This is a genomic window from Streptomyces sp. SID12488 (genome assembly GCF_010548275.1).
GTDB lineage: Bacteria > Actinomycetota > Actinomycetes > Streptomycetales > Streptomycetaceae > Streptomyces.
The window spans coordinates 1-18,587 of sequence record NZ_JAAGLT010000018.1 but is presented as its reverse complement, the minus strand read 5'-3'; the positions used below and the strand labels follow the sequence as shown (position 1 = coordinate 18,587).

Annotated in this window: 18 protein-coding genes and 1 riboswitch; of the genes, 4 read left to right on the top strand and 14 right to left on the bottom strand. The window is 69.2% G+C overall.

Translation table 11 applies throughout. From position 1 onward, the window contains the following. The first annotated feature begins 79 nt into the window (after positions 1-79). Positions 80-1,321, top strand: coding sequence for a glycosyltransferase family 87 protein (locus G3I56_RS25245; protein ID WP_343240048.1), 1,242 nt, complete (start codon positions 80-82; stop codon positions 1,319-1,321). Here the strand turns inward: G3I56_RS25245 and G3I56_RS25240 are convergent. The 5 genes from G3I56_RS25240 to G3I56_RS25220 form a co-directional block, all read right to left on the bottom strand. Then, entirely contained in the window at positions 1,309-2,517 is a 1,209-nt protein-coding gene (locus tag G3I56_RS25240) for a hypothetical protein (protein ID WP_343240047.1), read from the bottom strand. The two genes, G3I56_RS25245 and G3I56_RS25240, sit on opposite strands and share 13 nt — an antisense overlap. A gap of 81 nt (positions 2,518-2,598) precedes the next feature. After that, on the bottom strand, positions 2,599-3,627 hold the full coding sequence (locus G3I56_RS25235) for a C40 family peptidase (protein ID WP_164412689.1): 1,029 nt from the start codon (positions 3,625-3,627) through the stop codon (positions 2,599-2,601). Between the two features lie 256 nt (positions 3,628-3,883). After that, positions 3,884-4,933, bottom strand: a complete 1,050-nt coding sequence (locus G3I56_RS25230; protein ID WP_164412687.1) for an NlpC/P60 family protein — start codon at positions 4,931-4,933, stop codon at positions 3,884-3,886. Between the two features lie 244 nt (positions 4,934-5,177). Continuing rightward, positions 5,178-6,527 (bottom strand): NYN domain-containing protein, encoded by a 1,350-nt coding sequence (locus G3I56_RS25225; protein ID WP_164412685.1) that lies wholly within the window; start codon positions 6,525-6,527, stop codon positions 5,178-5,180. 39 nt (positions 6,528-6,566) lie between these two features. Beyond that, positions 6,567-6,806: a hypothetical protein gene (locus G3I56_RS25220; RefSeq protein ID WP_164314491.1), complete on the bottom strand. Its 240-nt coding sequence runs from the start codon at positions 6,804-6,806 to the stop codon at positions 6,567-6,569. Positions 6,807-6,965: 159 nt separating this feature from the next. Between G3I56_RS25220 and G3I56_RS25215 the strand changes: the two genes are divergently transcribed. Both G3I56_RS25215 and G3I56_RS25210 read left to right on the top strand, forming a co-directional pair. Next, on the top strand, positions 6,966-7,709 hold the full coding sequence (locus tag G3I56_RS25215; protein WP_164412683.1) for a rhomboid family intramembrane serine protease: 744 nt from the start codon (positions 6,966-6,968) through the stop codon (positions 7,707-7,709). Next, positions 7,706-7,987 (top strand): Lrp/AsnC ligand binding domain-containing protein, encoded by a 282-nt coding sequence (locus G3I56_RS25210; protein WP_164314487.1) that lies wholly within the window; start codon positions 7,706-7,708, stop codon positions 7,985-7,987. The genes G3I56_RS25215 and G3I56_RS25210 overlap by 4 nt, the downstream gene beginning before the upstream one ends. Positions 7,988-8,097: 110 nt before the next feature. Here the strand turns inward: G3I56_RS25210 and G3I56_RS25205 are convergent, their stop codons facing one another. From G3I56_RS25205 to G3I56_RS25180, 6 genes are all read right to left on the bottom strand, one after another. Further along, on the bottom strand, positions 8,098-9,471 hold the full coding sequence (locus tag G3I56_RS25205; RefSeq protein WP_164412681.1) for an aminotransferase class V-fold PLP-dependent enzyme: 1,374 nt from the start codon (positions 9,469-9,471) through the stop codon (positions 8,098-8,100). A 164-nt stretch (positions 9,472-9,635) separates the two neighbouring features. Next, positions 9,636-9,753: riboswitch (SAM riboswitch) on the bottom strand. Between the two features lie 86 nt (positions 9,754-9,839). Further along, positions 9,840-10,904 carry an anthranilate phosphoribosyltransferase gene (trpD, locus tag G3I56_RS25200; protein WP_164412679.1) on the bottom strand — a complete coding sequence of 355 codons (1,065 nt, stop codon included), beginning with the start codon at positions 10,902-10,904 and terminating at the stop codon, positions 9,840-9,842. 153 nt (positions 10,905-11,057) lie between these two features. Continuing rightward, positions 11,058-12,698 (bottom strand): cytochrome bc complex cytochrome b subunit, encoded by a 1,641-nt coding sequence (locus G3I56_RS25195; protein ID WP_164412677.1) that lies wholly within the window; start codon positions 12,696-12,698, stop codon positions 11,058-11,060. Further along, positions 12,695-13,753 (bottom strand): Rieske 2Fe-2S domain-containing protein, encoded by a 1,059-nt coding sequence (locus G3I56_RS25190; protein ID WP_164412675.1) that lies wholly within the window; start codon positions 13,751-13,753, stop codon positions 12,695-12,697. Before G3I56_RS25190 ends, G3I56_RS25195 begins: the two co-directional genes overlap by 4 nt. Then, positions 13,750-14,562, bottom strand: a complete 813-nt coding sequence (locus G3I56_RS25185) for a c-type cytochrome (protein WP_164412673.1) — start codon at positions 14,560-14,562, stop codon at positions 13,750-13,752. The genes G3I56_RS25190 and G3I56_RS25185 overlap by 4 nt, the downstream gene beginning before the upstream one ends. 84 nt (positions 14,563-14,646) lie before the next feature. Further along, complete coding sequence (locus G3I56_RS25180; RefSeq protein WP_164412671.1) at positions 14,647-15,267, bottom strand: heme-copper oxidase subunit III; 621 nt, start codon at positions 15,265-15,267, stop codon at positions 14,647-14,649. 188 nt (positions 15,268-15,455) lie between these two features. On the opposite strand from G3I56_RS25180, the gene G3I56_RS25175 reads away from it, so the two are divergent. Next, positions 15,456-15,857 (top strand): hypothetical protein, encoded by a 402-nt coding sequence (locus G3I56_RS25175; protein WP_164412669.1) that lies wholly within the window; start codon positions 15,456-15,458, stop codon positions 15,855-15,857. A 91-nt stretch (positions 15,858-15,948) separates the two neighbouring features. Here G3I56_RS25175 and G3I56_RS25170 read toward each other — a convergent pair whose 3' ends face one another. From G3I56_RS25170 to G3I56_RS25160, 3 genes are all read right to left on the bottom strand, one after another. Then, positions 15,949-17,211, bottom strand: coding sequence for an Ig-like domain-containing protein (locus G3I56_RS25170; RefSeq protein ID WP_164412667.1), 1,263 nt, complete (start codon positions 17,209-17,211; stop codon positions 15,949-15,951). A 130-nt stretch (positions 17,212-17,341) separates the two neighbouring features. After that, complete coding sequence (locus tag G3I56_RS25165; RefSeq protein ID WP_164412665.1) at positions 17,342-17,740, bottom strand: cytochrome c oxidase subunit 4; 399 nt, start codon at positions 17,738-17,740, stop codon at positions 17,342-17,344. Further along, positions 17,737-18,587, bottom strand: an 851-nt coding sequence (locus G3I56_RS25160) for a cbb3-type cytochrome c oxidase subunit I (RefSeq protein ID WP_203690616.1), incomplete at its 5' end; no start/stop codon positions are given. The genes G3I56_RS25160 and G3I56_RS25165, both read right to left, overlap by 4 nt.

Below are 18,587 nucleotides of genomic sequence, written 5' to 3'. Positions count from 1 at the left end.
GCCGCCCACCGGTTGACGCACCATGAATCAGCCACAAGGAACCAGAAGAACCAGCCACGAGGAACGGACAGGGATTCACGTGGACATCGCGGGCGGAGGGCGGCTGCGGCCCCCCGTGGCACTGCTGGGCGTCTGGGGCCTGACCCGGCTGCTTCTGCTGCTGTTCGTGTTCAAGGTGTTCGTCTTCCCGGGCCCGGACGTCACGAGCGACGTCTCGGTGATCTACCACGGCTGGTACGAGGTGCTGCGCGACGGCAGCTTCCCGCTGGCCGACGTCACCTGGCAGTACCCGCCCGCCGCCGCCCTCGCGATCCTCTCCCCCGGCGCCCTGCCGTTCCTGGACTACGCGTCGGCGTTCTTCGTGCTGGCCCTCCTCGCCGACTTCGCCACCCTGTCCCTCCTCCTCCACGCGGGCCTGCGCCCCGGCCGGACGCCGCGCGGCGCCTGGGTGTGGGTGGTGGGCGTACCGCTGCTGGGCCCGACCGTGTACGCCCGTTACGACGTGATGGTGACCGCCGTGGCGGTGGCCGCGCTGCTCGCCGGAGCCCGGCATCCGCGCCTCATGGGGGCACTGGCGGGCTTCGGGGCGCTGCTGAAGGTCTGGCCCGCCCTGCTGCTGGTGGGGGCCGTACAGCGGCGTGCGTGGGCCTCGGCGGCCGTGACAGTGGCCGCGCTGGCGTCGCTGTTCGCGGTGGCCATGCCCGGCGCCTTCGCCTTCCTGACCTTCCAGGGCGGCCGGGGCACCGAGGTGGAGTCGCTGGGCGCCCTCGTCTTCCATGCCGGCCGGCACTTCGGCTGGGCGGGACAAGTCGCGCTGAACTACGGCTCGATCGAGTTCCTCGGCCCGTACGTGCGGACGGTGAGCACGGTGGCGCTGCTGCTGACCGTCGCCGCCTTCGGCTGGCTCCTGCTGTGGCGGCTGCGTGCCACCCGCTTCCTGCCGCACACCCTCGCGGACGCCGCCTTCGTGGCGGTGCTGCTGTTCAGCGTGACCAGCCGGGTGATCAGCCCGCAGTACATGGTGTGGCTGGTCGGCCTCGCCGCCGTCTGTCTCTGCTTCCGGGCCAGCCCGATGACCCTGCCCGCCGCCCTGGTCGTCGTCGCCTGCCTGGTGACGGTCCTGGAGTTCCCGATCGGCTTCGGACACGTGGTCGCCAGCGACGCCTACGGCATGGCCCTCCTGTTCACCCGCAACGGCCTCCTGGTCGTCGCGGCCCTCACGGCGGCCCTGGAGCTGTGGCGCACGACGGCCCCGCCCCGGGCCCAGCTCCCTCCGCTGCCCGATCAGGCCACCCGCGCCAGGCAGAATCAGCCGAGCTGATCGCGGAGATACTCCCGCCACAACCCCGTGAACTCGGCGGGCGTCGTCGCCAGCACCTTCCCCAGGGCCCCCTCGACGGCCCCCGCCCGCTCCCCGTGCGCCCCCACGGCCCGGTAGAACTCACCGAGCCGCACCTCGCCCCACCGGTCGGCGATCATCCGGCACGCCAGCCAGCCGCCCTCGTACGCCTGGGCCAGCTTCGCCGCGTCCCCGCCGAAGCCGAAGTCCGCGTCCTCGGGCAGCGCTTCCGGCACCTCGCCCGAGGCCACCGCGCGGGCCAGTTCGGGCGCCGCCTGGACGGCCGTACGGCCCGTGGACCGGTAGCCGACCCAGTCCGCGTACCCCTCGGAGAGCCACAGGGGCGTGGCGGCCGTGGTGGCGGTACGGGTCGCCACGTGTGTGGTCTCGTGGGTGAGCACGACCTGCTTGCCGAAGTCACCGAGCACGCCGTACGCCTCGGGGTTGACGATGATCCGGTCCGCCGGCGCCTTGGCCGACCCTCCGACCTCCCCGGTCGTGACGGCCGCGATCCCCCGGTAGGCGGAGGCCGGAGACCCGAGCAGCCCCGCCATCCCGTCCAGCGACTTCGGTACGAGGACCACTACCCGCTTCGTCCACGCCCCGCCCCACGCATCCGTCACGGCGGGCACGGCACGGTCGGCGAGGGCCGCGTAGCGGCGCAGGGACTCCGGTGACTGCCCGACCCCCAGGACCAGGCTGTGCGCCCCGCTCACGGCCCGTACGGTCCCCTGGTCCCACAACTGCTGGCCGGTCTTCCGCGCGGGCTCGTCGTCGTCGACGTACCACTGCCCGCCGTCCCGCTCGGTGAGGCTCAGCGTGCGCCCGACCCGCACGGGCGCCTTGTCGACGCCCTCGACGCGGTAGCTCAGCTCCACGTCGGCGGTGGCCCCGTCGCCGTCGGTGCGGTGCAGGGCGGTCAGACGGTACGACCAGGCCGCCAGCGGGAGCGCGCCCAGCCGGTGGAACTCCGCCGGCACACCGGTCCGCGCGTACGCCGGTTCGTCCCCGGCCAGGACGGCCTCGGCCCGCCGGTCCAGCAGCCGTCGTACGTCGGCGGAGGCGGTGTCGGCCGCCGACCGGCCACCGCCGCACGCGACGAGGGAGACGAGCGCGCCGAGCAGCAGCCAGAGCGCCGCTCCCCACCACACACCCCGCCCACGCCTTCGACCAGCCACGCCGACGATCGTACGGGCCGATTGTCAGAAAGTTCAGGGAAGGTGACGCCCCGGACGTTCGGACCCCCGATCAGACTCCGCTCAGACCCTGGTGACCGACGAGACGGGCATCATGCCCACCGGGTCGTACCGCACCGGCGCGCCCGGATAGGGCGCGTGGATCACCTGCCCGTTGCCCACGTACATCCCGACATGGCTGGCATCGGACCGGTAGGTGACCAGGTCGCCGGGCTGGGCCTGGGAGAGCGGGACCTGCTGCCCGGCGTACCGCTGGGCCTGCGAGGTGCGCGGCAGGGCGACCCCGGCCTTCGCGTACGACCACTGCATCAGGCCCGAACAGTCGAAGCCGGAGGGCCCGTTGGAGCCCCAGACGTACGGACTGCCCAGCGCCGCCCGGGCCGCGGCGACGGCGGCTGCCGCACGGCCGCTCGGCGCGGGGGCGTTGCCGGGGTCGGGCAGGTCGGTGCGGTCGGACCGGGAGGCCCTGTCGTAGGCGGCCCGGTCGGCGGACGGCAGCGAGTTGAGCAGGGCCCGCGCCTTCGCCAGCTTCTGTTCGACGGTCCGCTTGTGCACGGCGACCGCCTTGCGGCTGCGGTCGAGCTCGGCCAGCTTGCCGGTGGCCTCCGTGCGCTCCTGGGCGAGTTCCCGCATGGCCGCCTCGAGTTCCCTGAGCTCACCGGCCTGGTGGACGTTGATCCGGTCGAGCGCGGCGGCCTTCTCCAGGTACTCGTCCGGGTTGTCGGAGAACAGCAGCGCGAGCGAGGGGTCCAGGCCCCCGGCCCGGTACTGGGCGCCCGCGAGCGAACCGAGCGTCTCCCGCATGGTGTTGATGCGCAGCTGCTGCCGGGCGATCCGGTCCTGCGCCAGGGTCACCTGCTCGCGCAGCGCGTCGGCACGCTCGTCGGCCCGGTTGTAGGACTCGGTGGCCTTCTCCGCCGCCGCGTAGAGCCGGTCCACCTCGGCCCGGGTGTGGTCGGTCGGCGCGGCGCTGGCCGACGGCACGGCGGCGCCGAGAGCCGCGGCTGCGGCGGACAACACGGTGAGGGCGGCGCCTGCGGCGCTGGCTCCCCGGTCGAACCCGGACGGTGCAAGGCGGCGATGGAACCCCACGAGAAGCCGCACTCCTTCCGCTGGCGGACGCATGTGCTCCCCCGGTGTTGGGGGCGCGCCAGACAGTAGCCGTGCGACTACACGTGGGCCAAGGACCTCAATGGCCACACACGGTGACGCCCCGCCTATGACGCAGGTCATCGGCGGGGCGCGGGGTCAGCGGACGGTGTCGGGATTCGCCCGTTCGGGCGTCAACGTGTCCCGATCTTGAACAGACCCGGAAGGAGTACGACGATCCGATCCGTCGACGAGCAGATCAGATCCGTACGCCGAACTGGAACGGCATGTTGTCGATCGACTCGTACCGCACGACCGTGCCGCTGCGCGGCGCGTGCAGGACCTGGCCGTTGCCGGCGTAGAAGCCGACGTGGTGCATGTCGCCGTAGAAGATGACCAGGTCACCGACCTGGAGATCGCTCTGCGAGTAGATGCGCGTACCGGCGTTGGCCTGCGCCTGCGAGGTCCGGGGTATGGAGATGCCGGCCTGGGCGAACGCCCACGAGGTGAGGCCCGAGCAGTCGAAGGAGCCGGGGCCGGAGGCACCGTAGACGTACGGCGAGCCGATCTTGCTCTGGGCGGCGGCGTACGCGGAACCGGCGCGGCCCGTGACGGCCGAGCCCGAATCGCCGGTGCTCGAACTGCTGAGGGCGGAGCGCTCGCTGGCCCGGCTGGCGCGGGCGTCGGCGGCGGCGATGGCCGCCTTCTCCGCTGCCGTCATCGAGTTGAGGAGCTTCTGGGCCTCGGCGAGCCTGCTCTGGACTTCCTTCTTCTTCTTGGCCAGCTCGGTGCGGGTGTCCGCGAGGTCCTCGAGCTTCTCGCCGGCCTCGGAGCGCTGCTGGGCGAGCGCGCGCTGCTTCTCCTGGACCTTCTTGAGCGACTCGACCTGCTGAGCGCTCAGCTGGTCCATCGTCGACGCCTTGTCGAGGTAGTCGTCCGGGTCGGCGGAGAGGAAGAGCTGCACGGAGGGGTCGATGCTGCCGGTGCGGTACTGGGCGGCGGCGGCGAGTCCGAGGCCGTCGCGCAGCTCGTTGAGCTCTTCCTGGCCGCGGGCGACGTTGTCCTGGAGGGTGGAGATCTCCTTCTCCAGCCGGTCCTGCTTCTCCTCGGCCCCGTTGAGCTTCTCGGTGGCCTGCTCCGCCTGCTCGTAGAGCTTGTCGACCTTGGCCTTGACCTCGTCCTTGCTCGGCTTCTCGCTCGGCGCTGCGTTGGCGGCGTTGGCGCTGAGGGCCACGGCGGCAGCCGCGGCGGTGGTGAGCACGGTCACGCGGGTGCGGCTCGGCTGCTTCGGTCGACGATGGGACGCCACGGAGGCGAACTCCTTCTTCTCCCGCTGTCACTCCCTTTGAGCGATCACCCGAGCGGAGGTTCGAGGCCTGACCCTAGTGACCTTCTTGTGATCAGTTCAAATCCTGACGCGAAAAATGTTTGTCACTCATCGCATTTTTTACACACAACACACATACAGCAATGCTCGATTGACGCTACGTTGCGTGACACTTCCGCCAATTCGGTCATTGCGCCCGTATGTTGCCGAAGGTCGGCGGCTGCTGTCAGCCGCGCGAGAACCGCTTCAGCAGCACCACCGAAGCCACCGGCCGGGCACCCGCCTTGGCGATCCCGTCGGCCACCTCCCGGTCCGTCGACACGACGATGACCGGCCGACCGGGCGGCTCCGCGCGCACCAGTTGACGGATCAGCTCGTCGGCGCTGATACCGGCTTTGGAGAACAGCACCCGCACCCCGCGCGGCGGCGCCAGCAGCACCGGAGCGGCCAGCTCGGCCCCGTCGAAGACACAGGTGACCTCGGCCCCGGTCTGCGCGGCGAGCTGCGACAGCTGCCCCAGCAGGCGCAGCCGCTGCTTCTCCAACGGCATCTGCGGGTAGCCGGTCTTCGTCACGTTGTAGCCGTCGACGACCAGATGCGCCTGCGGCAGCGCGAGCAACTGGTCGAGAATCGCCGGATCGTTCTCGGACAGCGCACGGGCTGCGATGTCCTTCGGTGTCATCCGCCCCGGCTCGACCGCGTCCACGGTCTCGGCCGGCCGCACCGACACCGGCGGCAGCGCCAGCTCCCGCCGCAGTCCCTGGGCCGCCTCCAGCACGGTGTCCAGCAACAGCCGTACCCGCATGTCCTCGACGCTGCGCCCCTCCCGGGCGGCGCGTCTGCTGGCCTCCAGGGCGGCCTCGACCTCGGTCAGCCGCCCCTTGAGCCGCCGGGCCTCGCTCTCGGCCCCGGAGACCTGCGTGTGCCCCTCGGTGCGCAGGGTCTCCATCTCGGCGTGCACCTTGCGCAGGGCCGCCTCGCCGCGTTTGACGTCGCTGAGGGCGGCGCGCAGCTTGCGGTGAAGCGATTCGGCTTCCTTCTTCGCCGACTCCAGCTCCGTACGCAGCCGCTCGGTCTCGGTACGGGTGTGATCCCGGGCCGCGGTCAACTCCTCGCGCAGCCGGTCCAGTTCGGCCCGGCTCTCCTCGTCGGCACGCTCGGCGTCGGCGCGCTGCGCCTCCTCACCGGCCGCGGTGACGAGCTTCACCCAGCCCGTGGGGCGCAGCACATAGGCCGCGGCGGCCACGTCCAGCGGATCGGCGGCCGGGGGCGGCGAACCGGCGTCGAGTGCCCCGGCCAGCTCCGGCTGGGCCTCCCTGAGCTTCTCGCCGATGCGCTGCCGGAACAGCGTGTCGGCCTCCAGCGCGGACGCCATCGCGTTGCCGGCGAACTTTGCCCGCCGGTTCGGCGCGAACCGCGCGTACTGCCTGAGCTGGGCGGGAAGCTCGGCCACGGTGAGCCCGCCGAACCCGTCCGAGACGATCTGTACGACGCGCCTGCGCACGCCGTCGGGCAGCGGGCGGTCGAGCACCTCGGCGGCGCCGTCGCCCGGCTCCCCGCCTGTGGTCTCCACCATCCGTCACCCCAACCGATTCCGGTGCGGGGCCTGCTCCTGTCAGGAGCCGGCGCCCGGCCTGTCCACGAGTTCCACCTGATCCACGGCGTTGCACCAACGGCAGCGCACCGACTCGATGGTCTCACTGACCACCTCGCGCTCCTCCACCTTCGGGTCTCCGGCGAGGTCGAGGTGCACGTACTCCACGACCTTGGAGGAGCGGGTCACGTCGAAACGCGTGAGGTTGCCGCAGAGAGCACAGCGCCACCGGGTCGAGTCGGTAGGCAGAGGAACCGTCATCGTGGATATGTTCGCTTTCCTTCTAGTATCCGTGCTGCGCAAGTTTCCCTGGCGCGTGTGGCTCGTAACCCTAAGGCCTGGCGGGTACCCGCCGCCCGTCCGTCCACAGCGGCGAGGCGGTCTGCACTGTTCGGTCCCGTTACGTCATGCTCTGTGTCCATGATCGGCGAGTTCGAAAAGTGGCGTACTGCGGTCCGCAGATCGGTCCGCGCCCAGTCGGCGCCGGTGACGTACGGGCTGATCGCCGTCTGCTGCCTGCTCTTCGTCATCGGCCCCGCCTCGGGCCTGAACCCCGGGTACGGCACCGGGGACGCCCTGCTGGCCGCCCAGCGGGCCTACTTCCGCCGCTGGGGCGTGGTCCCGGCCGACCTCTTCACCGGCGCCCCGAGGGCCACGCTCACTCCTGCCACGGCACTGTTCGTGCACGGCAGCTGGGTCCACCTGCTGGGCAACATGCTCTTCCTCTACGTCTTCGGCGCGATGACGGAGGAACGCCTCGGCCACCTGGAGTTCGCCCTCTTCTACGTCGGCTGCGGTTACCTCGCCCTGCTGGGGTACGCCGCGGCCAACGCCGGCTCGCAGCAGACACTGGTGGGGGCGTCCGGCGCGATCTCGGCGATCCTGGGCGCGTTCCTGTACCTGTTCCCCGGCGCCCGCGTCACGAGCCTCTTCCCGTTCCTCTTCTTCCTCCCGCTGCGCTTCCCGGCCTGGCTGACCCTGCCCTTCTGGGCGGCCCTCCAGTGGGTGGCGGCGGGCCGGGCGTCCTCCGGCCCCGGGGTGGCCTATCTGGCGCACGTGGTGGGGTTCGGGCTGGGCTTCGCCTACGCGTGGGTGCGATATCGCCGTACGACTAGAGTGAGGCCCGCCCCAGCGACGGCCACCGAGGGAGAGAACCAGCCGTGATCACCGCGATCGTGCTCATCAAGACCAGCGTGGACCGGATTCCGGAGATCGCGGAGTCGATCGCCGCGCTGGACAGCGTGAGCGAGGTCTTCTCCGTCACCGGCACCTACGACCTGATCGCGATGGTCCGCGTCAAGGCCCACGAGGACCTGGCGGAAATCATCCCCGGCAGCATCAGCAAGATCCCGGGCGTGGAGGCGACGGACACCCACGTGGCGTTCCGTACGTACTCCCAGCACGACCTGGAAGCGGCGTTCGCGATCGGCCTGGACAGCTGACGCTCAGCCCGGAAATCCAGCCCCTCCGGCGTTTGAGGAGCGGGGGTCCGGGGGCAGAGCCCCCGGGATGGGGCGGGTAGGGGCAGCGGGGGCGAGGAAAACCCTGCACCTCAGACCGCCGGCACGCAGCGCCCGTCCTCGGTCCGGTACTGCCACCGAGCCCCGTCCCGCACAAGCTCCTTCACGGCACCCACGAACCGCTCGACGTGCTCGTCGGGCGTCCCCGCACCAAAGCTCACCCGAATCGCGTTGAGCGACTTCTCACCGGGAGCGGCCTCGGGGGCCCCGCACTCCCCCTGGGTCTGCGGGTCACTGCCCAGCAGCGTCCGGACCAGCGGGTGCGCGCAGAACAGCCCGTCCCGCACCCCGATCCCGTACTCGGCGGACAGCGCCGCGGCGAAGTGCGAGCTGTTCCAGCCCTCGACGACGAACGAGATGACGCCGACGCGCGGAGCGTCGTCACCGAACAGCGAGAGAACCCTGACCTCGGGCACCTCGGCCAGTCCCGCCCGCACGGTGTCGATCAGATGCTGCTCCCGGGCCACGAGGGTGTCGAAGCCGGCCTCGGTGAGAGCGTTACAGGCCGCGGCGATCGAGTAGGCGCCGATGACGTTCGGCGAGCCGGCCTCGTGCCGGGCGGCGGTGTCGTGCCACTCCACGTCCACTCCCCCGTCCGTGCGCCGCGTGACCTTGCGGCTGGCGCCGCCACCGGCGAGGTACGGGTCGGCGGCGCGCAGCCAGTCGGCGCGGCCGGCCAGGACACCGGAGCCGAAGGGCGCGTACAGCTTGTGGCCGGAGAAGGCGACCCAGTCGACGTCCAGGTCCTGGACGGAGACGGGGTGGTGCGGGGCGAGCTGGGCGGCGTCGAGGACGATGCGGGCGCCATGCGCGTGGGCGGCGGCGGCCAGCTCCCGTACGGGCCACAGCTCGCCGGTGACATTCGAGGCGCCGGTGACGCAGACGAGGGCCGGACCCTGAGGGTCGCGGGCGGCGAGGGCCTCCTGAAGGGTGGCCACGGCCTGCTGCGGGGTGCGCGGGGCGTTGAGGTAGGTGACCTGGGAATCCCGCCAGGGCAGCAGGGAGGCGTGGTGCTCGGTCTCGAAGACGAAGACCTGACAACCGGCGGGGAGGGCCGCGGCGAGGAGATTGAGGGAGTCGGTGGTGGACCGGGTGAAGATCAGCTGGTCGCCGGCGCGGCAGTCCAGGAACTCGGTGACCGTCCTGCGGGCGTTCTCGAAGAGGTCCGTCGACAGCTGGGAGAGGTAGCCGGCCCCCCGGTGCACGCTGCCGTAGTAGGGCGCGTAGGCGGCCACGTCGTCCCAGACCCGCTGGAGCGCGGGGGCGCTGGCGGCGTAGTCGAGCGCGGCGTAGGTGACCTCGCCACCGGTGACGAGCGGGACGGTGACATCTCGTCCCAGAACGGGCAGTGGCCCCGAAATGTCACAGCAAACAGTCCGGTCAGCGGCAACGGTGGAGACAGACATGGCGAACTCCCGTGAGAGGCAGATGAAATCGCTGTGCGAGCAGAGAGGGCTCAGCACAGGACGAAGGTGAAAAGGGTGCGTGGAGGCGGGGCTCGACAGCCCTATCGCATTCGCTTGCTCACGGAAGACTCCCTCGAACGACCAGGACCCCTGGTGTCGAGAGGGGCCCGCGCTTGCCGTAAGCCTTGCTGCCTACGGCCTGGTCTTCATCCCGGGGCACCCCGCCACGGACGGAGGGTTGCCGGACAGTCGGCCGGGGCCTCATGACTGTCACTCATGACCTGGCACAGAACGTAACCGAAGTGATCGACGCCCCGCAACCCGTGTCCGGATCGCGGGACGCCCATCAGGGAACAGGCGGGAACCGGCTACGCGTTGGTGGCCGCCGCCCAACGCTCCAGCGTCCGCTTCGCCGCCCCGGAGTCGACGGATTCCGCCGCCTTCACCATTCCGGCGCCGATCTGCTCGGCCAGCGAGCCCGGCCCCGGGTCCAGCGCCACCAGCGCCGCCGCCGAGTTGAGCAGCACGGCATCCCGTACCGGCCCGGTCTCGCCGTCCAGCAGCCGCCGGGCGACCGCCGCGTTGTAGGCGGCGTCCCCACCGCGCAGGGCCTCGACCGGGACCAGTTCGATGCCGACGTCGCGCGGGTCGAAGGCCTCCTCCGTCACCTTGCCGTCCCGGACGACCCACACCCGGGACGTGGCGGTGATCGTCAGCTCGTCGAGGCCGTCGTCGCCCCGGAACACCAGGGACGAGTTGCCGCGCTCGGCGAAGACACCGGCGACGATGGGGGCCATCCGGGGATCGGCGACCCCGACCGCCTGCGCCATGACCTTGGCCGGGTTGGTCAGCGGGCCCAGGATGTTGAAGACCGTCCTGATGCCCAACTGGCCGCGTGCGGCGCCCACATGACGCATCGCCGGATGAAACTTGGCCGCGAAGCAGAAGGTGATCCCGGCTTCCTCCGCCACCTCGGCCACCCGCTTGGGCGTCAGCTCCAGATTGACCCCGAGCTGCCCCAGCACGTCCGATGCCCCGGAGGCCGAGGAGGCCGCCCGGTTGCCGTGCTTGACGACCTTGGCACCGGTACCGGCGATGACGATCGCCGACATGGTGGAGATGTTCACCGTGTTGGCGCCGTCGCCACCGGTGCCGACGATGTCGACGGTCGGCCCCGGCACCTCGATCACGTTGGCGTGCTCGTACATCGCCTGGACGAACCCGGAGATCTCCTCGACGGTCTCGCCCTTGGCCCGCAGCGCCACCACGAACCCGGCGATCTGTGCGTCGGTCGCCTCGCCACCCATGATCAGGTTCATCGCCCAGGCGGTGTCGGCGGCGCTCAGGTCATGGCCGTCGAGCAGGCCGTTCAGCACGCGGGGCCAGGAACGGACCGCCGCGGTATCGCCTCCGGCGGGGTTCACAGCGCTCATCTGCCGCTCCTGGATCGGTCCCGGCGGTACTCCGCGGGGACTTCTGGTGGGAATGGGAACACCCTATCCAGCCCGGCGGCATGGCGAAGGGCCCCGTCCGATGTACGGACGGGGCCCTTCTGCCGTTCTACCGTGTGTGGCGAAGCGAGGTGATCAGTGGTGGCCGTGGCCGCTCGTGATCTCCTTGTACTCCTCGGTTGTCGGCTTGGCGATCTGGCTGTCCTCGCCGTAGTACGACTTGCTGAGCTTGGCGCGCAGCTTCTCCGCGCCCTTCACCTTGCGCTCGACACCGTTCTCGTCGACCGTCGCGCCGATCATGGCCGGCTCGTACTGCTCGTGCGCGGTGAGCGTGTGCAGTGCCTCCTGGCTGAGCGGCTCGTGCACCTCGATGAACTCACCGTGCGGCAGGCGCTTGATGATGCCCGACTCGCGGCCGTGCAGCACCTTGTCCCTGTCGCGGCGCTGGAGGCCGAGGCAGATCCGCTTGGTGGCGATGAACGCGAGGACCGGGGCGACGAAGAACGCCACCCGTACGAACCAGGTGATCGCGTTGATCGACAGATGGAAGTGCGTGGCCCAGAGGTCGTTTCCACCGCCGATCAGCAGCACCATGTACCAGGTGATCCACGCGACGCCGAAAGCCGTACGAGTCGGCGCGTTGCGCGGGCGGTCCAGGATGTGGTGCTCGCTCTTGTCGCCGGTGACCCAGGACTCGACGAACGGGTAGACCGCGATCGCGACCAGGACCAGCGGGAAGATGATCAGCGGGATGAACACGCCCAGGACGAGCGTGTGACCCCAGAAGTTGATCTCCCAGCCGGGCATGACACGGATCAGACCCTCGGAGAAGCCCATGTACCAGTCGGGCTGGGCACCGGTCGACACCTGATCCGGACGGTAGGGGCCCATCGCCCAGATCGGGTTGATCGAGGCGATGGCCGCGATGAACGCGATGACACCGAAGACCAGGAAGAAGAAGCCTCCGGCCTTGGCCATGTAGACCGGCAGCAGCGGCATGCCGACGACGTTGTTGTTCGTCTTTCCGGGGCCCGCGAACTGCGTGTGCTTGTGGTAGAAGACCAGGATCAGGTGCGCCACCATCAGGCCGAGCATGATGCCCGGCAGCAGCAGTACGTGGATCGAGTAGAACCGGGCCACGAAGTCGCCGCCGGGGAACTCTCCGCCGAACAGGAAGAACGACAGGTACGTGCCCACGACCGGCACGGACAGGACCGCGCCCTCCATGAAGCGCACACCGGTGCCGGAGAGCAGGTCGTCAGGGAGCGAGTAGCCGGTGAACCCGGTGAACATGCCCAGGACGAACAGCAGGAACCCGAACAGCCAGTTGACCTCACGGGGCTTGCGGAACGCACCCGTGAAGAACACGCGCATCATGTGCACGAACATGCCGGCGAGGAAGATCAGCGCCGCCCAGTGGTGGATCTGCCGGATCAGCAGACCACCGCGCACATCGAAGGAGATGTGCATGGTCGAGTTGAACGCCTCGGACATCAGCTGGCCCTGCAGCGGGATGTAGCTGCCGTGGTACTCCACCTCGTTCATCGACGGGTGGAAGAACAGCGTCAGGTACACACCCGTGAGGATGATGATGATGAAGCTGTACATGCAGACTTCGCCGAGCATGAACGACCAGTGGTCGGGGAAGATCTTGCGCATGTTGGCCTTGGCCAGGCCGTAGATCCCCAGCCGGCCGTCGGCCCAGTCGGCGACCCGCTCACCGGCGGGCGCCTTCTCGCGCGACGAACGCGTGTCCGTTTTTGCCGTAGTACTCATCCGCGCTCCCAGAAGGCAGGACCGACGGGCTCGGAGAAGTCGCCGAGCGCCTCAAGGTAGCCCTCGTCGTTCACGCCGATGCGCAGCTGCGGCAGGGCGTGACCGGCGGGGCCGAAGATCACCCGGGCGCCGTCGGAGAGGTCGAAGGTGGACTGGTGACAGGGGCAGAGCACGTGGTGCGTCTGCTGCTCGTACAGGGAGATCGGGCAACCGACGTGGGTGCAGATCTTCGAGTACGCCACGATGCCCTCGTGGGACCACTCGAGCTCGCGCTTGTCCTTGATGTTGTCCGGCTGGATACGGACGATCATCAGGGCGGCCTTGGCGATCTCGGTCTGGAACTCGTGGTCGTCCTCCTCCAGGCCCTCGGGCTTGGCGAAGGTGAGCGAACCGACCGCGATGTCCGAGGCGCGGAGCGGCTCGTTCGTGTTCATGTTGACGAGCAGCAGGCCCTTGCGCCACATCGTGTGGCGGAGGCTCGTCCCCGGCAGCGTGCCGAGGTCGCGCAGCAGCATGACGCCGGACAGCGGGAACAGGGCCAGCGCGCCGAACATCGTGTTGCGGACCAGCTTGCGCCGGCCGATCGCCGACTCCTTGGCGCCCTGCTTGAAGTCGGCCAGGACCTGAGCCTTGACCTCGGGCGGCGCCGCGATCTCGTGGCGCTCGGCGATGAGCTCCTCGTCGGACATCAGGGTGCGGGCCCAGTGGACCGCGCCCGCGCCGATCGCGAAGAGCGCCACCCCGAGGGACACGCCCAGCGCGAAGTTCAGCGCGTTGATGTGCCCGATCGGGAAGACGAAGATCGCCTTGTCGTGCGGGATCGCCACGTACGAGGCGATGAAGGCGACGGTGGCCGCCATCGACAGCGTGAACATGAAGGCGACCGCACGCTCGGACCGCTTGGCGGCCCGCTCGTCGATGTCCTGGACGCGGTGTTCGTGGGGCGGCAGCCCCGGGTCCGCGAACGGGTTCTTCTCGTCCGCGACGCCCGCTACGCCGTGCTCGGACTCCTGCTCAGCGGGCAGGTTCTCTTCTGGAATGTCTTGGCTACTCATGACTTCTTGGCCTTTGCGGTCCGAGCGGCGACCCAAACGGCGACCGCGATGAGCGCTCCGAGGCCGAAGATCCAGGCGAACAGGCCTTCACTGACCGGTCCGAGACCGCCCAGGCCGAGGCCGCCGGGCTCCACGGTGTCCTCGCCGTTGACCGCGTCGAGGTACGCGATGATGTCCTTCTTGTTCTTCTCCGACAGCGTCGTGTCGGGGAAGGACGGCATGTTCTGCGGGCCGGTCTGCATGGCCTCGTAGATGTGCTTCGGGTCGACACCCTCAAGGTCCGGGGCGAACTTGCCGTGCGTGAGCGCACCGCCCTTGCCGGTGAAGTTGTGGCACTGGGCGCAGTTGGTGCGGAAGAGCTCGCCGCCCTTGGCGATGTCCGCGCCGTCGGGGCCGTATTGCTCCTCGGTCGGCACGGACGGACCGGCGCCCAGCGACGCGATGTACGTCGCGAGCTGGTCGATCTGGGCCTGCGAGTAGATGTTCTTCTTCTTCGGGATCTGCGCGCCCTGCGAGGTCGCGGCCGGCATGCGGCCGGTCGCCACCTGGAAGTCGACCGCCGCGGCGCCCACGCCCACCAGGCTCGGGCCGTCGGAGGACCCCTTGCCGCCGGTGCCGTGGCAACTGGCGCAGCCCACGGAGTACAGCCGCTGCCCCTCCGTGATGGTGAGGGACTGGGCGGTTTCATCGGCCTTCGCCTGGCCCGTAGGCGCGACAGCGGAGTACAGCCCCCCGATGGCCGCCAGCGCGATGAGTAGGACGACGACCGCCGCCATCGGATGGCGTCGTCGTGCGGAGAGCTTTTTCACGGATTACCCCGGTGTGAGGATCTTCAGCGTCGAGTCTTCTGGAGGTGTCGGGCAGGACCCGATGTGAGGATCGGGCGGGCCCGGCTACTTGATCATGTAGATCGTGGCGAAGAGCCCGATCCAGACGACGTCGACGAAGTGCCAGTAGTAGGACACGACGATCGCGGCGGTCGCCTGCTCATGGGTGAACCTTTTCGCCGCGTACGTCCTGCCGAGGACGAACAGGAAGGCGATGAGACCGCCCGTCACGTGCATCCCGTGGAAGCCGGTGGTCAGGTAGAACACCGAGCCGTACGGGTCGGAGGAGAGCGAGAGCCCGTCCTTCTTGACCAGCTCGGTGTACTCGAAGACCTGACCGCCGATGAAGATCGCACCCATGACAAAGGTGACGATGAACCACATCCGGAGCTTCTTCACGTCACCGCGCTCGGCGGCGAACACGCCGAGCTGGCAGGTGAGGGAAGAGAGCACCAGGATCGTGGTGTTGGCCGCGGAGAACGGGAAGTTCAGGCTTGACGCCATCTCCTTCCAGTGAGTCGGACCTGTCACCGATCGCAGGGTGAAGTACATCGCGAAGAGGGCCGCGAAGAACATCAGCTCGGAACTCAGCCAGATGATGGTTCCGACGCTGGTGAGGTTCGGCCGGTTGACCGACGGGTGCGCGTGCCCGGTTTCTACTGTCGTTGCTGTCGCCACGACCGACATTATGTCGGTCGCTTATCCCGCCCTCACGCCGGGGGGTGCCGTTCGGGGTGTCTGTGGGGTGTGTCCAGCCCGTATGGCCCATCGGACGGCTGTCCGAGCGGGGTTCTGACAGGGGGTCCGAAGGAGTAGCATCCGGCCCAACGGACCCGGTCCGTCTGTCCGTACGACGCTGATGTCTCGGAGGAACAATGCAGCCGACCGCCACGGTGCTGGTCTACAGCGACGACTCCAACACCCGCGAGCAGGTGCGGTTGGCGACGGGGCGGCGACCCGCTCCGGACGCTCCCGTCGTCGAGTTCCTCGAGTGCGCGACGCCCGCAGCTGTCCTCAAGGAACTGGACAAGGGCGGGATCGACGTCTGTGTGCTGGACGGGGAGGCCGTGCCCATGGGGGGCATGGGGATGTGCCGGCAGATCAAGGACGAGGTCTTCGAGTGTCCGCCGGTGCTGTTGCTGATCGGGCGACCGCAGGACGCGTGGCTGGCGACGTGGAGTCGGGCCGACGCGGCGGTCACCTTGCCGGTGGATCCGGTGGAGTTCGCGTCGGCGTTGGCTTCTTTGCTGCGGGTCAAGAAGGCCTTGAGCGCCTAGGAGCTCGGTTCAACTGGTCTGTTCGGCGGGTGCGGGGCGCTGTGGTTGTCGCGCAGTTCCCCGCGCCCCTAGGTGGGACCCGCGCCCCTCGTTAGATGCTCTGCGGGGTCAGGCGTACCTGCTTGGCTGGATTTGAGCCCTCTGGAGAAGTGGTCGTGAGGGCGCTGCCGGTCTGCCACTTCTTCCAGTTCAGGTTCCAGTCGCCGAAGCCGTTGCCGAAGGATTCCATGGTGTCGCCGTAGGAGTTGACTACCTTGACGACATCGCCTTCCCGAACGTTGTCGTAGAACCACTCGGCGTTGGCAGTGCTCATGCCGGTGCAGCCGTGGCTGACGTTGGCGGAACCCTGGGAGCCCACGGACCAGGGGGCGGCGTGGACGTACTCGCCGCTCCAGGTCACCCGGGTGGCGTAGTAGACCGGCAGGTCGTACGAGTCGGCGCTGCCCTCGGCTATGCCGATGCTGGTGCCGCGCATCTGTACGAAGTACTCCTTGCCGAGTACGACCTTGACGCCGTTGCGGGTCTCGAAGCCGGGCTTGCCCGTGGTGACCGGGATGGTGTTGATCACCTTGTCGTTCTTGTAGACGGTCATCTCGTGGGACGACGCGTCCGTGACGGCGATGACCCGGTCGCCTGTGGTGAACGTCAGGGGCTTGGCCTTGCCGCCCCAGAGGCGGTCGGCGATCTTGATGCCGGGCAGGTTGCTGCGCACCTGGACGGTGGCCCGGGCGGGCCAGTACTCCTTGGGCCGGTAGTGGAGTTCCTTGTCGTCCACCCAGTGCCACGCGCCCTCGGTGGTGGGAGTCGAGTCCACCTTGAGGGCGCGCTCGACTATCGCGCGCTGCGCCTTTCCCCGTACGGGTTCGCTGAGTGCGGCCGTCACCGGCTGACCTACGCCGTAGGTGCCCTTCTTCGGGCCGAAGGTGACGTTCAGGCGCTTCTTGGTGGTCGGCCTGCTGGTGTCGAAGGTGCGGGTCTCGCGGCCGGGGGCACCGTCCTCGTCCTCCGTGCTCACCCGGACCGTGTAGCGGGCGCCTGCGGCCAGGGGGGAGGTGCTGTGCCAGCGGCTGCCGTCGGCGGAGAGTTCGCCGGCCACGTAGCGTCCGGACGCGTCGACGGCCGTGACGTCCGTGATGCGGTCGTCGGAGTCGTCGGAGGTGACCTCCAGGGGCTTGTCCGGGTCGGCCTTCTTGCCGTCGCCGACAGAGCCGCCGAAGGAGATCCGCTCAGCCGCGTCGTACGGCTTCGCCGAGAGGGGGTGGCCGTCGGAGCCGCAGGCGCTGGCGGACGCGCCCAGGGCGGCCACCAGGAGGGTGCAGCTGACGACCGTGCGGTTACGCGGTGAGTGCCTCATGCCCTCACGCTAAGAACGTGCGTCGGCCTCGGCGCGGCGGGTGATCCGTGCGAGGGAACGAGGGTGTGGCAAAAGAGGGAGCCCGGACTCTCCTGACGGAGTGTCCGGGCTCCCCTGAGCACTGAGCGTGTTACTGGGTGCGGTTCTCACCGCGGTAGTACTCGAAGACCCAGCCCCACAGGCCGAGCAGCAGCACCGGGGCCGCGAAGTACGCCAGCCACCAGCCGATCGCGACGCTCAGGAACAGGAGCGCGCCACCGATGCCCAGCGCGAGCGGCTGCCAGCTGTGCGGGCTGAAGAACCCGACCTCGCCGGCGTCGTCCGCGACGTCCGCCTCCTTGTTGTCCTGGGCGCCCACGTCGACCCGCCGGGCCGTGAAGGCCAGGTAGTAGCCGACCATGATGCACAGGCCGAAGGCCAGGAAGAGCGCCGTGGTGCCCGCCGGCTCCTTCGACCACACGCCGTAGACGATCGCCATGACGAGCACGAAGACGGCGAGCCAGATGAACATCTTGCCCTGGACCTTCACTTGCCCGCCTCCTTGCCGCCGACGAGAGCCTTCTCGCCGTGTCCGGCGTTCTCCAGCTGGTCGAGCGCAGCGATCTCAGGGTGGTGCAGGTCGAAGGCCGGGGATTCGCTGCGGATCCGCGGCAGGGTGAGGAAGTTGTGGCGCGGGGGCGGGCAGGACGTGGCCCACTCCAGCGAACGGCCGTAGCCCCACGGGTCGTCGACCTCGACCTTCTTGCCGTACTTCGCGGTCTTCCACACGTTGTAGAGGAACGGGAGCACGGACAGACCGAGCAGGAACGAGCTGATCGTCGAGATCGTGTTCAGCGCGGTGAAGCCGTCCGCCGCGAGGTAGTCCGCGTACCGGCGCGGCATGCCCTCGGCGCCCAGCCAGTGCTGGACGAGGAAGGTGCCGTGGAAGCCGATGAACAGGGTCCAGAACGTGATCTTGCCGAGGCGTTCGTCGAGCATCTTCCCGGTCATCTTCGGCCACCAGAAGTGGAAGCCGGAGAACATCGCGAACACGACCGTCCCGAACACCACGTAGTGGAAGTGCGCCACCACGAAGTAGGAGTCCGAGACGTGGAAGTCCATCGGCGGCGAGGCCAGGATGACACCGGTCAGACCGCCGAAGGTGAAGGTGATCAGGAAGCCGGTGGCCCAGAGCATCGGGGTCTCGAACGACAAGGACCCCTTCCACATCGTTCCGATCCAGTTGAAGAACTTCACGCCTGTCGGTACAGCGATGAGGAACGTCATGAAGGAGAAGAACGGCAGGAGGACTCCGCCGGTGACGTACATGTGGTGGGCCCACACGGTCACGGACAGGCCGGCGATGGCGATGGTCGCGCCGATCAGGCCCATGTAGC